Source organism: Paenibacillus sp. SSG-1 (assembly GCF_002224835.1).
GTDB classification, from domain to species: Bacteria; Bacillota; Bacilli; order Paenibacillales; family Paenibacillaceae; genus Paenibacillus_AQ; species Paenibacillus_AQ favisporus.
In genome coordinates this window covers 2,003,761-2,019,623 of record NZ_MBRK01000001.1, presented here as the reverse complement: position 1 = coordinate 2,019,623, position 15,863 = coordinate 2,003,761, and the positions used below count along the sequence as shown (strand labels likewise).

Sequence of the window (15,863 nt, the reverse complement as noted above, 5' to 3'; positions counted from 1 at the left end):
CTATCCATATCTTCTAATTAAAATTGTCAGTCTTTCATGGAACCGGCGGTAATGCCGCCCACGACGTAGCGCTGCAGGCCGATGAAAATGATAATGATCGGAAGTGCAGCCAGCGTGGCGACCGCCATCAGGTTGTTCCACTCCGTGCCGTACTGCCCGATAAAGCGGTACAGTCCAAGCGTCAGCGGACGTACGCTGTCCTCGGTCGTCAAGGTCAGGCCAAAGATAAAGTCGCCCCAGCCAAAAAGGAAGCAGAACACCGCGACTGTCATCATACCGGGCACAACGAGCGGCAGAATGATTCGCGTAAACGCCGTAAACTGGTTGCAGCCGTCAATCTTCGCCGCTTCCTCCAGCCCTTTGGGCAGTGCCATGAACGACGGCCGGAGGACGAGGACCGCAAACGGCAGCGCATGGATCATGTCCGCCAGGATGAGCCCGAAGTAGCTGTTCACGAGATGAACCTTCGAGAACATGATGAACAGCGGCATCGCCATCATAATACCGGGCAGCATCTGGATCGCGAGAAGCAGAATCATGATCAGTGATTTGCCTTTCAAATCCAGTCTCGCCAGTGCATACGCCGCGGGCGTGGCGAACAGCAGCGACATGATCATCGTCCCGATGGCGATAATAAAGCTGTTGCCGATATACCGGAGCATATCCGTGTTGTGAATGAAGTTGTCATAGTAAGCCGTAAAGGTTGCGTTCAGCACGCCAAAATGGGGCGGTGACGAGAACAGGTCCGTAATAGGAGTTATCGACGTTTTGACCATCCAATAGACGGGAAACAAAAACAACAGGGTGATGACGGCACCGATCACAGTCATGCCGGCGCCCTTCCATTGAGCTCGCTGGTTCATCATGCAGCCTCCCCCTTACTGGACATCCGGAGATAGATCACGGCCAGCACGGTAAGAATCGCGAACATGATCATGGATACCGATGCGCCCTGGCTGAACTGGAACTTGGTGAAAGAGAGCTGGTAGGCGTATATCGGCAGGACGTTCGACGAGTTTACCGGACCGCCCGCCGTCATGATGAAGATCATGTCAAACACCTTGAACGTGTTGATGATCCCCAGCATGAGCAAAATCAGTATCGTCGGTCGCATGAGCGGCAGCGTAATGTGGCGGAACTGCAGCATTTTCCCCGCACCGTCCAGCTTGGCCGCCTCGTACAGCTGCTCCGGCAGCCCCTGAAGTCCGGACAGCAGGATGATCATGTTGAACGGAATGCCGACCCAGATGTTGGCGACGATCGTGGAAAGCAGCGCCGTACCGTTTTCGCTGAGCCAGCTGTGCGGCTCGTGAATGATCCCGAGGCTTTGCAGGATGTAGTTAACCACCCCGTAGTCGCCGTTCAGCATCCATTGGAATACCGAAGCCGTGATGACGACCGGAAGCATCCAGGCGAGCAGCATGAGCGAGCGCATCAGTCCCCGGCCCGGGAAACTGCGGTTGAAGAACAGGGCCAGCGCAAAGCCGATCGAGAACTGAAACACGAGACTGAGAACGGTGAACAATACCGAGTTTCCAAGCGCGGTGTAAAAAACCGGATCTTTGAATGTCTTGATATAGCTCGCCAGACCCGCAAAAGCATGATGCCCCTTAAAGTTGTATACCGTCACATTTTGAAAGCTGAGAATCAGGTTGTACACGATCGGGAAAATAATGAACACCAGCAGGAACAGGATGACGGGCAGAACGAACAGATACCGGGTCCATGCTGTACTTCTTAAACGCTTGGACGTTCTCGGCGCTGCCGCAGAATAGGATTGGTCTGACATATGGTTCCTCCTCCTTCTCAATATTTAGGGTGCAAGCGGCTTGATCTTGCCGGCGGCCGTTTGAACGGCCTGTTCGGGAGAAGCCTGCCCGGTCAGTACCTGCTGAAGCATCGTCTGGATCGCTTCGGAAATTCCCGCATAATCCGGTCCGTAGGCACGTGCCTTGGCCACCTCCATCGCATCCGCAAACACCTTCATCTGCGGATCCTTCTGCCAGAACGGGTCCTGCAGCAAATCTTTGCGGCTCGGCAGACGGCCGTTGGTCTGAAGAAGCTTTTTCAGCCGGTCCGGCTCGTTGGCGAAACGAATGACGTCAAAGGCAGCATCCTTATGCTTGGAGGCTGCAGAGATCGCCCAGTTTTCTCCTCCGAGCACGGTTGCTCCCGTTTTGCCCTTCGGCAGCGGCACGACGCCCCAATTGACTTTGCCTTCCTTCTGCAGGAACGGGATCTGCCACGTTCCGTTCACCATCATCGCCACTTTGCCTGCGGCGAACTGCGTCGCGGTGTCGGATTGCTTCTGCGTGATCACTTCCTTGGACATGTAGTTGTTTTTGGCCATGTAGTCATACAGGTTGACCGCATCGAGCGTGCCCTGACTATCAAAGTCGGGAACGTCCGAGCCGGCCTGCAGGAGGAACGGCAAAAACTGAAACGTCCCTTCTTCCGTCTTCACCGCACTGACCGCGAAACCGTATACATTTTTCTTGGTGAGCAGCTTGGCGTCTTCCTTCAGCTCATCCCAGTTGGTGGGCGGCTTGATGCCCGCTTCATCAAACAACTCTTTGTTATAAAACAGAGCCAGGTTGTTGCTTCCGACCGGAACGCCGTAATTTTTGCCGTCGTACACCGTCGAGGACCATGGTCCGTCATAATATTGATCCGCCTGCCCCCACGCTTTAACCTCGGAGGTGATGTCGGCCAAAATGCCGGCAGCGGCGAACGTCTGATGGTCTGCGCTGTCGATCCATACGATATCCGGCCCCTGATTCCCGATCGAACCAAGCAAAAGCTTGTTTTTGATATCGGAAGAAGATACGTAGGTGCGTTTGATTTTCACGTTCGGATGGGCCTTCTCATATTCGCTGATGATGTTATTGATCGCGGTAACGCTGCCGTCCGTCGTCATCGTATCCCACCAGGTCAAGGTGACTTTTCCCGAATCGGTACCGGAACCTGCCGAGCAGGCGGTCAGCGCCAGGGCAAGCAGCGAAAAGGCGAGAAAGAGCGCTTTCATTTTGCCGCGCATAAGCATGTCCTCCTTACGAAATCATCTAGTATTTGGGCTTTCTTGATTATAAAAATCACAAAATGATGTACGTACATCATTTTGCTCGTGGGAAGCCCGGCATCCTATACCCTTAGATATAGTACCGTGCGTTCTCCCTCGTAACCAGTTCCAGCTTGGAGATGTTCTCCCGCAAATTCACCTTCTCGCCGCTGGCTGTATGGTTAAACAGCGTCTTGACCGCCAAATAGCCCTGGTTTACCGGGTCCTGGCAGATCGTCGCCGTGACCGTGCCGCGGTCCAGATCCTGATAAATATCCTCCGTCATGTCATGGCCGATCAGAGCCACGGTGCCGCCAAGACCCGCTTCTTCCAGGTGGCGCGCAATGACATGCAGCTTGGCGCTCGTGACATAAATGCCGTCGACCAGGCTGAAGTACTCGCCAAAGCGGTCCGGATGATCGTATTCCTCATGCTTCAGCTTCAGCGGCGGTGCCATTTCGATGTTCCCCTGCTCGGCAATGACTTCGCGGAAGCCGGTAATTTTCTGCTGCATCTGAAATGTAGTCGCCGACGGCAGGCTGCTGGCATCCGATGTAATCAGTCCGGCCCGTCCGCCGCTTCCGATCAGCTTGCACAGCATGTCCGCAGCGAGTCTTCCGGCGATCCGATAGTCGCAGCCAACGTAAAACAGACGCTTGCTGAGCGGCGCGTCGTTATTGAATGTGCATACCGCCATTCCTTTATCGATCGCCTGGTCTATGGGATCCTCCATCTGCTGGGAGTCGTTGGGAGACAAGGCCAGCGCGTCGTAGGCGCCGCTGTCCACGATCTCCTGCACGATCTGTCTCTGCTTCTCTGTGTCGTAGCTCTCCGATTTAAAAATTTCAATCCGCAGGCCGTAATCCCGCAGTTCCTCATACGCAAGGCGGATGCCGCGCTCAATCTGTGTCCAGAAATAATCCGGATGCTCCGGAAACACAATCGCAAAGGAAATTTCAGTCCCCCGTGACAAGAATCTCGCCGATTTGTTCGGCGTGTATTCCAGTTCCTCCAGCTTCTCCATAACCTTCCGGTACGTTTCCGGCTTCACATTGCCGCGATTGTTGAGGACCCGGTCCAGCGTGGCGACCGAGATACCCAATTGCTGGGCGATTCCTTTTAACGTCAGTCTTTTATGATCCTTCATAAGTATACCTCTTGTCTTATTCTGCAGAATGAAAGACGTTTGATCTTTCAGGCAGGTTTATTGTAACTCCGCGGCTTCCCGCGTGTCAACGCTTTCATGATGGATTGATGCAGAAAATGATGTTCGATAATCATTTTACCTCTTCTAGTCCTTCTCATCGCCTTCCTCTTTGCACCAGCCAGGATCATGGTTATTTAACTTTACAATCTCCAGTTGTTCCATTGCAAAAAGGGATCTCCGCATGAATCCCGGAAGTCCCTGTATGCTTACAAATTCAACTGATATAGTTAGTTAGCCGGGCTCTGCTATGGAGAACGACGTTAAGATCCGGTCGTAATCATCCAGCGGATGCCAAACTTATCTTCCAATTGGCCGAATAAAGAACCCCAAAAAGCCGGTTTGATCGGGTCGCGAACCGTTCCGCCTTCAGACAGTTTCTCAAATGCAGCATACGCTTCCGGCTCCTGTTCAAACTCCAGTACCAGGTTGATCGCTGTTCCTTGCTGCACCAGTTCGAATACCGCGTCAGACATTAGAATATTCACGCCGGCGGCAACCAGGCTCAAGTGCAACACCTTATCTTTGTATTCTTCCGTAGCGTGAGGCAATTCCCCATGGGTCTGTACCGATACAATTTCTCCTCCGAGCGCCTGAACATAAAACTCAGCCTGCGCTCTGGCATCCTCAGAAAATATGTAAGTCATGTGCTTTGCCATCGTCATTCATCCTTTCCTGAAATGGTTCATTTAGAAGCAGGATTGGTACCCTTGACATGTGACATGGCAGCGGACGATGAATTTATGCTTGTCCCTTCCAAGAAAACAAGCCGCAGCCGAAAAAGTTCGGGATTACGGAGTCCGAAAAGGCGCAACATTGTATGAATCGTTATGTACATGGATGACTTCCTGCCCCGCTGTCTCTACTATAACACCGCGATTAGGAACGGATTTCTTACCGATTGCTGAGTTGATTGTTGATATGAAGAAAATTGTTCATCAACAGCGGCAGCGATATCAGGATGGGCGGATCGTCCGGATGCGGAACCCGCATGTGTACCCGTTGAAACGGAACCGATTTATCAGGACCGACGACAATCGGGACCTTATGCTTGGCGCGAAGTGTCGTCTGCGGCACCAGAAAATCGACGGCCCTCATTCCCCACGGAACGGAAGTCGCCAGTAAATAATAGGTTCCTGGGTTTACGCCCGTGAAACGAAAGCGCCTGCTCGCAGACGATAACAACGTACCGTAAGGAGGCAGTCCTTCTGGAATAGGTTTTGAGAACAAACCGATCAGAACGACCCCTTCGAACGGAACCTCGAACGATATGGACCCCTCCACGGTTCCCATTGGCGTCATCAGTGCCGGCAGATCATCCCAGTTGTCGAGCGTTTTCAGCGAGGTCAAATGATTGTCCGCGATCTCCCTGGAATTCCGGAAAAGGGAAGGCGTAACCCCTACCTTCTCGGTAAATCGGGAAGTAAAAGTGCCCAGGCTCTGCTGTCCGATTTCCAGGCTGATGTCGCGAATGCTGAGATTCGTGTGCAGTAGCAGCTCTTTGGCCCGGTGCAGGCGGAGCGATGATACGTAATAGAGCGGCGGAAGCCCCATCCGCGCTTTGAATATCCGGGCAAAATGGTACGGGCTGTACCCTGCGTACTTCGCCAGCATGTTCAGCTCCAGCGGTTCATCCAGCCGGTTCTGAATATAAGTAATGACTCCATCCAGTTCAGGAAACTTGTTGGTCATACCTTACCTCCCTTAAGTCCCGGATGGATGAGGCACAATGAGTCTGGGCTAACCCCTGCCAAACCAGGAACAACTGTTCCCGTTCATATTACCATATTTTGCTCTTCAAATAAAAGACAAATTTCAGTTTTTGGACAAGGAAGTTTCCTCTTCTAACGCAGGTTGATCCATTTCGGTGGCGAGGCCGATGTCCTTATTGTTCAGAATGTTATCCTCCAATACGGCAAACTTGTCACCATACTCTTTAATAATGTGATTCTCCCCCCAAGAGCATAAGGAGTCCAGGATCGGTTTCAGGCTCCACCCGTATTCGCTCAGTTCGTACTCCACCTTCGGCGGAACCTGGTGATAGATGATACGGTTTACGATCCCGTCCTCCTCCAGCTCACGGAGCTGTTGGGTAAGCATTTTCTGCGTGATAGACGGCATCAGCCGCCGCAGATCGCTTGTCCGTTTCTTTCCATGCGTCAAGTGGCACAGGATCACGCACTTCCATTTGCCGCCGATCACTTCCAGCGTTGCTTCAACTGAAATGTTGTATTTCTTTTTTTCCATCCAAGACCCTCCTCGAAATCTATGGGCACTTTTTGGTGCCTATCGTACTAAAAAGTACGTACTGTTCAAATTTACTTCACGGGTACATAATAACATTCACCGGCCGGTAATGACTACCCTGTAGCTTGATCACAGCATCAAATAGATAGAACAACATATAGGAGTGAGATGATACCATGTCTTTGGATAAAAAACGCGCAACCTTTGCCTTATTAGCTTTAGCCATCAGCGCGTTCGCGATTGGTACCACTGAATTTATCAGTGTGGGGCTGCTTCCCCTGATCGCCAATGACCTGCACATTTCGGTAACCCTTGCCGGGTTGACCGTTACGTTATATGCGCTCGGTGTCACCTTTGGAGCGCCGATTCTAACCTCTTTAACGTCAGGTGTGCCGCGCAAAATTCTGCTTATCGGCATCATGATCGTATTCATTGCCGGCAACAGCCTGGCAGCCGCATCCACCGGGATCGGTCTGCTGCTTACGGCGCGCATCATTTCGGCCTTGTCCCACGGCGTGTTTATGTCGATCGGGTCAACGATTGCCGCCGATCTGGTCGCGGAAAACCGCAGAGCCAGCGCCATTTCCATCATGTTCTCCGGACTGACGGTCGCGACCGTCACCGGGGTGCCGCTGGGAACATTCATTGGTCAGCAGCTCGGCTGGAGAGCCGCGTTTGTGGCGATCGTAATCGTCGGCGTTATCGCGCTGATTGCCAACCTGATCCTTGTACCGGGCAACCTGCGCAAAGGCGTCCGGACGCCGGTCCGTGATCAAGTCAAAATCGTGGCCAACGGCCGCTTGCTGCTTGCTTTTCTGATTACTGCGCTTGGCTATGGAGGAACCTTTGTGGTATTTACCTACCTGTCGCCGCTGCTGCATGATGTTACCGGCTTTAAAGAATCAACCGTCGCCCTGATACTGCTTCTCTACGGTATCGCCATTGCCATTGGTAATGTGATCGGAGGCAAAGCGGCCAACCGCAAGCCTTTATCCGCCTTATTGTATATGTTCCTGATCCAGGCGGTCATTTTGCTTCTTCTCACATTCACGGCTCCGTTTAAGGTCGCCGGGCTGATTACGATTTTCGGCATGGGGCTCCTTGCTTTCATGAACGTGCCTGGACTTCAGGTATACGTCGTCATGCTTGCGGAACGGTTTGCGCCGAAGGCCGTCGACGTCGCTTCGTCTGTGAACATTGCCGCATTTAACGCCGGCATAGCGCTGGGTGCGTATTTGGGCGGAATCGTGACCGATCATCTCGGCTTGATTCATACCGCATGGATCGGCTCGATCATGGTTGCGGCAGCCGTTCTGCTCACCTGGTGGAGCCGTGCCCTCGAACGCAAGGATACGGCGTCATCCGATAGTGACAACAACATGCTCAGTGCGTAATCCTGATCCTTTTTTAGCTATCGTATCTAATGCGGATAAGTTCTATACAATTCCGGTAATGATAAGCGAATGGGTTTCGAATTGCGGAGGCAACACAAATTTATATCATGACAAACAACATCTAGGAGGCAATTTATAATGACTCAACATGTACAAAGCAAAACCCGATTGAATAACGGCATCGAAATGCCTTGGCTGGGCCTGGGCGTCTTCAAAGTGGAAGAAGGCAGCGAGCTCGTCGAAGCGGTAAAAGCCGCCGTGAAGCATGGTTACCGGAGCATCGACACCGCTGCAGTTTATGCCAACGAAACGAGCGTCGGTCAGGGAATCCGCGAGGCGCTGGCCGATAGCGGACTGAAGCGAGAAGACCTTTTTGTTACTTCAAAAGTGTGGAACGCAGACCTCGGTTACGATTCGACCATCGCCGCCTACGAGACAAGCCTGAAGAAGCTGGGTCTCGATTATCTGGATCTGTACTTGATCCACTGGCCGGTTGCCGGCAAATATAAAGAGGCATGGAGAGCGATGGAGCAGCTGTACAAGGATGGCCGCGTCAAATCCATCGGCGTCAGCAACTTCCAAGTACACCACCTGGAGGATTTAATGAAGGATGCGGAAATCGTACCGGTCATCAACCAGGTGGAATTCCATCCGATGCTGACCCAGAAAGAGCTTCGCGACTTCACGAAGCAGCACAACATTCAGCTCGAGGCGTGGTCTCCGCTGATGCAGGGCGAGCTGCTGAACCATCCGCTGCTGAAAGAAATCGCTGAGAAGTACGGTAAGTCCATCGCCCAGGTGATCCTCCGTTGGGATCTGCAGCATGGCGTCGTGACCATCCCTAAATCGACCAAAGAGCACCGTATCGTTGAAAATGCATCGCTGTTCGACTTTGAACTGTCCCAGGAAGACATGGACCGGATCGACGGGCTGAACGAGAACCGCCGCGTGGGTCCTGATCCGGACAACTTCGATTTCTAATTCTGCTTCATCATTCGCAATACGAAACACCATCCCTCCGGATTCGGAAGGATGGTGTTTTTTTAATTTCATCGTTTTTGAACACAGTTAAAACCGTGCTCTGGAGCTACACGCGGTCTCTAAGAATGTATCCCTGCTCCGGCTGCACCTGTATAAAACCTTCCAAACCATTGACTTCCTCTGCGGCCGGCGTTTCCGAGCCCAGGAACAACACGTTCCGTTCTGCATCCCGTTCCCCTTCTGTCAGGGCGAATGCTCGAACTGAAGCAAACACCTGCTCCATTGTGGTATGAATGGCATTTAGCACGGGGTCCCGCTGCAGCCTGCCAGCTGCGTTCATGATCAGCATCCCGCCTGCCCTCAGCTTTTGCCGGGCCAGCGCAAAAAATTCCTCGGTCGTCAAATGATGAGGCGTCCCTTCGCGAGTAAACGCGTCTAAGATCACATAATCGAAGGAGCCGTCGGCCTGCTGCTCCAGCAGGGCCCTTCCGTCTCCGATCTCGACATTGTTCCAGCCGTATTGAAAATAGCTTCGGCTCAGCTCCACGATATCCGCGTTGACCTCGGCCACGAGGCATTGGTCTTCGCGAAAATGGCCGGCAATCGTTCCAATTCCGTGTCCGATCATAAAAATTATGCCGTTTTCGGGCGTCCGCTTGCGAATCAGCCGGACAATTTCGCGCGGATACTCCAGTACGATGCGGTCCGGATCCCGAAGGTCGATGGCACCTTGAACCGCGTTGTCTCCAAATTGCAGCATACGGAAGCGGCCCGTTTGACCAAACAGCTCATGCGCTTCGTAGACGACGATTTCCTGACTTCCGTTCGATTTTCTCGCTAATTCATACAATTCCGTCTTCTCCTTTCCTACCGAAAAGAAGGCCATCGTCTTCTCAGACAATGGCCTTCTTCCGGCAAATCGCGTCACGCTGATTAATCTTCAAGCTCCACGTTGTGGTACACATTCTGGACGTCCTCCAGGTTTTCGAGCGCATCGATCATTTTCTCGAATGCCGGCTGGGACTCGGCCGGAAGCTCCACATAGTTCTGCGCGATCATGGAAACCTCGGCAACCGAAAATTCGGTTACGCCAGCGTTCTGGAAGGCTTCCTGCACGGCATGAAACTGCTCCGGATCGGCATATACGATGACGGAATCGTCTTCCTGGATGATGTCGCGAACGTCGACATCCGCTTCCATCAGCAGCTCCAGAACTTCTTCTTCCGTCTTATCTTCAACGCCGATGACTGCGGTGGAATCGAACATGTAGGCGACCGATCCGCTGACGCCAAGGTTGCCTCCGTTCTTGCTGAATGCAGCACGGACCTCAGAAGCGGTGCGGTTCACGTTATTCGTCAAGGCATCCACGATCACCATGGAACCGTTCGGCCCGAAGCCTTCGTACCGCAGCTCGTCATAGGTCTCATCAGAGTTGCCTCTCGCCTTCTCCAGCGCGCGGTCAATGATCGCCTTCGGCACATTGTACGTCTTAGCGCGTTCGAGAACGACCTTCAACGCCCGGTTGGATTCCGGATCCGGCTCGCCCTGCTTGGCGACGACATAAATTTCACGCCCGAAGCGGGCATATATACGACTAGTGTTTGCGTCTTTCGATGCTTTCTTCTCTTTAATGTTATTCCACTTACGACCCATACGATCCGCTCTCTTTCACTAATATCAGATTCTATCGTTCCTTGTAGAAGACGTGTTCTATTATATCGCAAAAACGGTCTATTGAACAAGCTTCTGCCTTACGAATCGCTCTTCTCCCGTGTCGGCAATATTCTTGGCGGCACCCCTTCAAAGGTCAGCTTCACAGGCCTAATCCGGCCTTCGGGGTCAAACTCCATCCGATCGATGCAGACTTCACGGTGATTCGCTGCGGTTTCGGTCAGCGGACGGCGGTGGTAAACGATGTACCACTCGTCTTCACCCGGAATCTGAATGACGCCGTGATGTCCCGCTCCTGTAGCCACCTCGGGATCCTGCTGCAGTATTTTGGCCTCCCGCACAAACGGTCCCAGCGGTGAATCCGAGACGGCGTAACCCACCGAATAATCCGGGCCTCCCCAACCGCCTTCGGCCCACATAAAGTAATACTTGCCTTCGCGCTTGATCATGCAGGGACCTTCCACGAAGTTCTCCGGCGTAATCTCCTTGTATACCTCCCCGTCTGAAAAGGGGGCGATGCTGACCATGTCTTCGTTCAGCTTTACGACGTTGCAGTGCTTCCATCCCCCGTAATACAAATAAGCCTGACCGTCGTCATCGATAAACACATGAGGGTCGATCGGCTGAGCGCCATGGTAAAACTGGTCGATCAGCGGCTTCCCCAGGGCATCCCGGAAAGGTCCTTCGGGCCGGTCAGCCACGGCAACACCGATGCCGCCCAGCTCATCATTACTCTGGATGTCGTTCGCCGCAAAATAATAATAGTAGCGTCCATTTCGCTCGATCGGGGAAGGGGCCCACATCGCCCGTCTTGCCCATGAAATGTCCTTCATCTCCAGAATCCGTTCAACCTTGGTCCAGTGAACCAGGTCATCGGAGTAAAACGCATCGAAAAACGTCTGGTCATCGTAAGCTGCCGAGTATGTAGGATATACCCAGTACCGGCCCTCAAAGATTCGGGGTTCGGGATCGGCATACCATCCGGAAAAAATCGGGTTGCCTGAACGGCGGTCGTTACCTTTAAGATCCACAATGCTGCTCCTCTCCACAAGTGACTTGTCCTGTACATCATTTTACCAAACTATGGAACCGTTTTCCTAGGAAAAACGTCTAACGACGTACCTTCAAAGAAGACAGACCGCGTTTAAAAGAAGTTTTTTTGCGAAATCAGGAACCAGCGGCTTTCGAAACTTATACTTTCTGATCTCTTCAAAAAAAGGCACAGGCTCGGCAGCCTGCACCTTCTTTTCTATGGTATCTGTTGAATCGCTTACTGCTGCTGCACGGCACTTGGATCCATATACATGACTTCCCACAAATGGTTGTCGAGATCCTGGAAGCTCCAGCCGTACATAAATCCGTGATCCTGTTTGTCATTGGACGGCTTGCCGCCCGCTTCCAGCGCCTTGTTCACGATTTCGTCCACCTGCTCGCGGCTGTCGGCGGACACGCACACGATAACCTCGTTTGTCTTGGAGGCGTCGGCGATTTCTTTATTGGTGAACGTTTGATAATACGGCTCAACCAGAAGCATGACATAGATATGATCACTGATGACCATGCAGGTTGCATTGTCATCCGTAAATTGAGGATTAAAGGCAAATCCGATTTTGGAGAAGAATTCGATCGAGTTTTTCAGGTTTTTAACCGGGAGATTCACGAAAATTTTGTCCAATTGCAGCGCCATTTAAAATTACCACCTTTTCTCGGAATATTCACGGTAACTTGAGCATGATCAGGCTCAACATTTGCTCCGCCAAGCGGAGATTCCTGAGTCTAGTCTGCCTTCACAGATCGTGATACCGTTTGACTTAATTGCATTCTATCATGGAAATGACGCCTGCATTTCTTATAAATTGCTATCATCTCTGATTTCTCGCAAAAAAATGAAAAAATCCGCGATAAACGCGGATTTTGCTTTAATACCAGCCCCGGTCTCCCGGTTCATCGGGCTCCCGGCCCCGCCTGCCCCTCAGGCACCGCAGGCAGCGCCGACGCTCTTCTGCGCTGGAACCGTACGTTGACGAGCACAATGCTGGCAAGAACCAGAATAAGGCCGGCTACAAGATTTATCGTCACTTGCTCGTTCAGAAAAAGCACGCTCGAAAAGATCGAAACGATCGGAATCAGAAACGTAAACGAACCGATTTTGCTCGCTTCCCCTTCGCTGATCAGTTTAAAATAGACGAACCAACCTGCCGCGATGACGAAAACGGCGATAAACAGCGTATCCCAAATGAACGTCCCGTTCCACTGGATCTTCGACCAGTCTTCCATCCCCGAACCGGCCAGCAGCAGAATGACACCGCCGATCGTAATTTGCATCGCCGTCAGCCAGGTCGAGTCGACCTTGGGTCCGATCTTCTTGACATAAGCCGTGCCAAGCGCCCAGGAGAGGGCCGTGACCAGCGCCAAAATAATACCGACGGCGGAAACGTCCCCGGTAAACCCGCCCGCGCTCATGGTGGCGACACCGGCAAAGCCGACGATCAGGCCAAGCATCTTCTGCTTCGTCATGGCCTCTCCCAGCCATAACCACGAGAACAGCCCAAGCAGCACAGGCTGGAGAAACACGATCGCCGAGAACAATCCGGCCGGCGTATACTGCAGTCCGATGGTTTGGACACCATAGTATATAACGATGCTGAGAAGCGCGGAGGTCAAATAGATCGGCCAGGTCTGACGCAGCCGCAAGTGCTTCGCTTTCGGCAGAGCCACCAGCACGAGCAGCACGCCGCCGATCAGTGCCCGCAAGCCGGCGAACAAGATTGGCGGCGCATAGTCCAGAGCTATTTTGGATAATGGCCAGTTGATTCCCCATACCAATATTAAAAAGATTAATAGAAACAATGTATTCTTCTGCATTCGCACGGAAGGTCACTCCTTGAATCATGGTCAATCACCATGATACAATACGTTGAACTATAAATAAAATGCATATTCCTCAAAGGAGGTATAACATATCCGTTATGAATGAGACGCAGATCAGATTATTCGTGGCTGTCGCGGAAACGGGAAGCTTTACGAAAGCGGGCCAGATGATGAATATGACCCAGCCGGCGGTCAGCCGCGCCATATCCAGCCTGGAGTCGGAGCTCGGAGTTACCCTCCTGAACCGCCATCCGCGAAACGGTGTCGTCCTGACCGATATCGGCAAACGGATCGTGGTCACTGGCAGGGAAATTTTGCTGCAATACGAAAAAATTTCACAGGAGGTTGCCGCCGAGAAAGGGCTCGAGACCGGAAGCATCCGTGTCGGAGCCTTTCCGGCCGCCGCATCCTTTTATTATCCGAAAATCGTCCGGGCCATCAACGACAAGTATCCGAACATTCATATTCAGATGTATGAAGGCACCGTGGAGGAAGTCCGGCATTGGCTCGATGAGCTGGTCGTGGATGTCGGCTTCCTCATTCCACCGCTGAACGATCTGGACACAAGGCTGCTGCGGAACGAAGCGCTTCACGTCGTTTTCCGTGACGATCACCCCTTCCGCAATTTCAAGGAAATCCGGATTCAGGATCTTTCCGATGAGCCGATGCTGGTCTGCAAGGGCGGCTATGAGCTGCCGGTTATGGAGCTGTTCCGCGCCGGGGGAGCGAATCTGAACGTGAAGCATATTACGACCAACTATCCGACCGCCCTGAACATGATCAACGAAGGACTTGGCATCTGCATCATGTCGGAGCTGTCCCTGCAGAGCGTGCCTGAACATGTCATGAGCCGGGAGTTGACTCCCAGAGCGTACCGCAAGCTGCATCTTGCCGTTCCGTCCTTCAAGCAGGCATCCATTGCCGTCAGATTGTTTGTGGATACAGCATTCCGGCTGTTCCCGCCTGCAGCAGCGCATCCCGACGAGCAAACTTAGGCGGCGGGATGCCGCACGGCATCCACGCCTTCAAACCGACTTTCGTCTGACCTGCTGGGGTGAGGCGTGATGCACCTTTTTGAACATTTTGGAAAAATGCGAAAAATTGTAGTATCCGAGAGACTTGGCCACATCAGAAATCGGCATGCTGGACTCCCTGATCATCTCTTTGGCGGCCTCCATCCGCTCACGAAGGATGTAATCCGTAATGGACTCTCCCGTTTCCCGCTTGAACAGACGGGACAAGTATGCCGGATTCAAATGCACACAACAGGCCAGCTGCTCCCTTGTGATCGGTTCATGGAGATGCTCGGCAATGTAGCCTTGGACACGCTGAATGACCGATGGATGGCTTTCTTTCTCGGACAACGCCGGAATAAGACGCTGGGCGGCGAGGCAGGTCTTCAGATCCCGCTCTACATCCTCAAGCTTTCCCAGCTCCAGCAGCTGTATCCAATTCCGGAGCTTGGAAGCAGGCACCTGGCCGCTCTCCGGTACGAACCCGGCCAGCCGGTACACCTCATTCGATTTGTTCAGATTGACGTACTCCATCTCAAGCAGCTTTTGATAGGTTTCGCCAATTTCGAATAATGTCGAAGGCTCCCCGATGTAGCAGGATAAGGTGCAGTGAAAATAACGCCGGCAGGACTCCAGGTAGGCCATGCAGCGGTCATACAATGTATCTTCGCGTATCTCCCCATCCTCCGGACCGTACAAAATAACAACGTTAACCCCCTGCTTGGTTTGGATCACCTCACCGCGGCCGGGATCGAGCAGTATCTCCTCCGCTGCTTTGCGGATGTTGTATTCCATCATTTCCTCATCACGGGTGCTGTACTCCCGCATCCACGATTCCACGCTGACCAGAACAGGCATGAAGGTCGTCCCCGATAAAGAAAGCAGCTCATGCTCCTGCAAAATTTTAAGCACGTTATCCGGTGTGCAATGGATGCGCCGGGTAAGGACGTCGTTCCAGAATTTCTCGGTGATCAGCCCTTTTCTCTTCTGCCAGGTTTCATTGTACCGTTCCCTCAGCTCCGTCATCTCCCGTTCCTGCCTGACTGACTCCAGCGCCCTGGCGATCGACGACTTCAGCACGTCGTACTCTATCGGCTTCAGCAGATAGTCAAATCCGTCGAGCTGAATCGCCCGCTGCATAAAATCAAAATGGGCATGAGCCGTCAAAAATATCGTTTCGGTTTCCGGCGAAATGTCATTAACGCGCTCCAGCAGCTCAATTCCGGTACCTTTCGGCATTTCAATATCACAGATCATCACGTCGATCGCCGCACGCTCGAACACTTTCAGCGCGTCCCTGAGATTATAAGCCTCGTAAATCTCTGAAACCTGCAGCGCCTCCCAATCGACACCGCTCTTGATTCCCATAACGGCATACATTTCATCATCCACGATCAGCACTTTATACATCAGGTTCCCTCCAG

The 15,863-nt window shown here is 52.6% G+C and carries 16 protein-coding genes; 3 read left to right on the top strand and 13 right to left on the bottom strand.

The genetic code is table 11. From position 1 onward, the window contains the following. Positions 1-26 precede the first annotated feature (26 nt). From BCV73_RS09515 to BCV73_RS09485, 7 genes are all read right to left on the bottom strand, one after another. Positions 27-863, bottom strand: a complete 837-nt coding sequence (locus tag BCV73_RS09515) for a carbohydrate ABC transporter permease (protein ID WP_076169418.1) — start codon at positions 861-863, stop codon at positions 27-29. After that, positions 863-1,789 carry a carbohydrate ABC transporter permease gene (locus tag BCV73_RS09510; RefSeq protein ID WP_089546907.1) on the bottom strand — a complete coding sequence of 309 codons (927 nt, stop codon included), beginning with the start codon at positions 1,787-1,789 and terminating at the stop codon, positions 863-865. Before BCV73_RS09510 ends, BCV73_RS09515 begins: the two co-directional genes overlap by 1 nt. Positions 1,790-1,813: 24 nt before the next feature. Next, positions 1,814-3,037 (bottom strand): ABC transporter substrate-binding protein, encoded by a 1,224-nt coding sequence (locus BCV73_RS09505; protein WP_179231940.1) that lies wholly within the window; start codon positions 3,035-3,037, stop codon positions 1,814-1,816. 112 nt (positions 3,038-3,149) lie between these two features. Then, the gene (locus BCV73_RS09500) at positions 3,150-4,205 is read right to left on the bottom strand and encodes a LacI family DNA-binding transcriptional regulator (protein ID WP_089546905.1); all 1,056 of its coding nucleotides are present in this window, start codon (positions 4,203-4,205) and stop codon (positions 3,150-3,152) included. Between the two features lie 320 nt (positions 4,206-4,525). Next, on the bottom strand, positions 4,526-4,921 hold the full coding sequence (locus BCV73_RS09495) for a VOC family protein (RefSeq protein ID WP_089546904.1): 396 nt from the start codon (positions 4,919-4,921) through the stop codon (positions 4,526-4,528). A gap of 235 nt (positions 4,922-5,156) precedes the next feature. Further along, positions 5,157-5,954: a helix-turn-helix transcriptional regulator gene (locus BCV73_RS09490; protein WP_089546903.1), complete on the bottom strand. Its 798-nt coding sequence runs from the start codon at positions 5,952-5,954 to the stop codon at positions 5,157-5,159. Between the two features lie 123 nt (positions 5,955-6,077). Continuing rightward, entirely contained in the window at positions 6,078-6,509 is a 432-nt protein-coding gene (locus BCV73_RS09485; RefSeq protein ID WP_089546902.1) for a winged helix-turn-helix transcriptional regulator, read from the bottom strand. Between the two features lie 176 nt (positions 6,510-6,685). Between BCV73_RS09485 and BCV73_RS09480 the strand changes: the two genes are divergently transcribed. Together BCV73_RS09480 and BCV73_RS09475 are read left to right on the top strand one after the other, a co-directional pair. Next, complete coding sequence (locus tag BCV73_RS09480; RefSeq protein ID WP_089546901.1) at positions 6,686-7,903, top strand: MFS transporter; 1,218 nt, start codon at positions 6,686-6,688, stop codon at positions 7,901-7,903. Between the two features lie 138 nt (positions 7,904-8,041). Next, positions 8,042-8,884: an aldo/keto reductase gene (locus tag BCV73_RS09475; RefSeq protein ID WP_089546900.1), complete on the top strand. Its 843-nt coding sequence runs from the start codon at positions 8,042-8,044 to the stop codon at positions 8,882-8,884. A gap of 106 nt (positions 8,885-8,990) precedes the next feature. Here the strand turns inward: BCV73_RS09475 and BCV73_RS09470 are convergent, their stop codons facing one another. The 5 genes from BCV73_RS09470 to BCV73_RS09450 all read right to left on the bottom strand — a co-directional run bounded on the left by BCV73_RS09470 (position 8,991) and on the right by BCV73_RS09450 (position 13,420). Continuing rightward, positions 8,991-9,734 (bottom strand): spermidine synthase, encoded by a 744-nt coding sequence (locus tag BCV73_RS09470; protein WP_256992796.1) that lies wholly within the window; start codon positions 9,732-9,734, stop codon positions 8,991-8,993. A gap of 83 nt (positions 9,735-9,817) precedes the next feature. Further along, positions 9,818-10,537 carry a YebC/PmpR family DNA-binding transcriptional regulator gene (locus tag BCV73_RS09465; protein ID WP_076167139.1) on the bottom strand — a complete coding sequence of 240 codons (720 nt, stop codon included), beginning with the start codon at positions 10,535-10,537 and terminating at the stop codon, positions 9,818-9,820. Positions 10,538-10,635: 98 nt separating this feature from the next. Then, entirely contained in the window at positions 10,636-11,586 is a 951-nt protein-coding gene (locus BCV73_RS09460; protein ID WP_089546899.1) for a glycoside hydrolase family 43 protein, read from the bottom strand. 239 nt (positions 11,587-11,825) lie between these two features. Beyond that, a complete protein-coding gene (locus tag BCV73_RS09455) occupies positions 11,826-12,242 on the bottom strand; it encodes a VOC family protein (protein WP_089546898.1) in 417 nt (138 codons plus the stop codon). A 257-nt stretch (positions 12,243-12,499) separates the two neighbouring features. Then, positions 12,500-13,420, bottom strand: coding sequence for a DMT family transporter (locus BCV73_RS09450; protein ID WP_089546897.1), 921 nt, complete (start codon positions 13,418-13,420; stop codon positions 12,500-12,502). 104 nt (positions 13,421-13,524) lie between these two features. On the opposite strand from BCV73_RS09450, the gene BCV73_RS09445 reads away from it, so the two are divergent. Continuing rightward, a complete protein-coding gene (locus tag BCV73_RS09445) occupies positions 13,525-14,421 on the top strand; it encodes a LysR family transcriptional regulator (protein ID WP_089546896.1) in 897 nt (298 codons plus the stop codon). 30 nt (positions 14,422-14,451) lie between these two features. On the opposite strand, the gene BCV73_RS09440 is transcribed toward BCV73_RS09445, so the two are convergent. Then, complete coding sequence (locus BCV73_RS09440; protein WP_089546895.1) at positions 14,452-15,849, bottom strand: response regulator; 1,398 nt, start codon at positions 15,847-15,849, stop codon at positions 14,452-14,454. Positions 15,850-15,863: the final 14 nt, after the last annotated feature.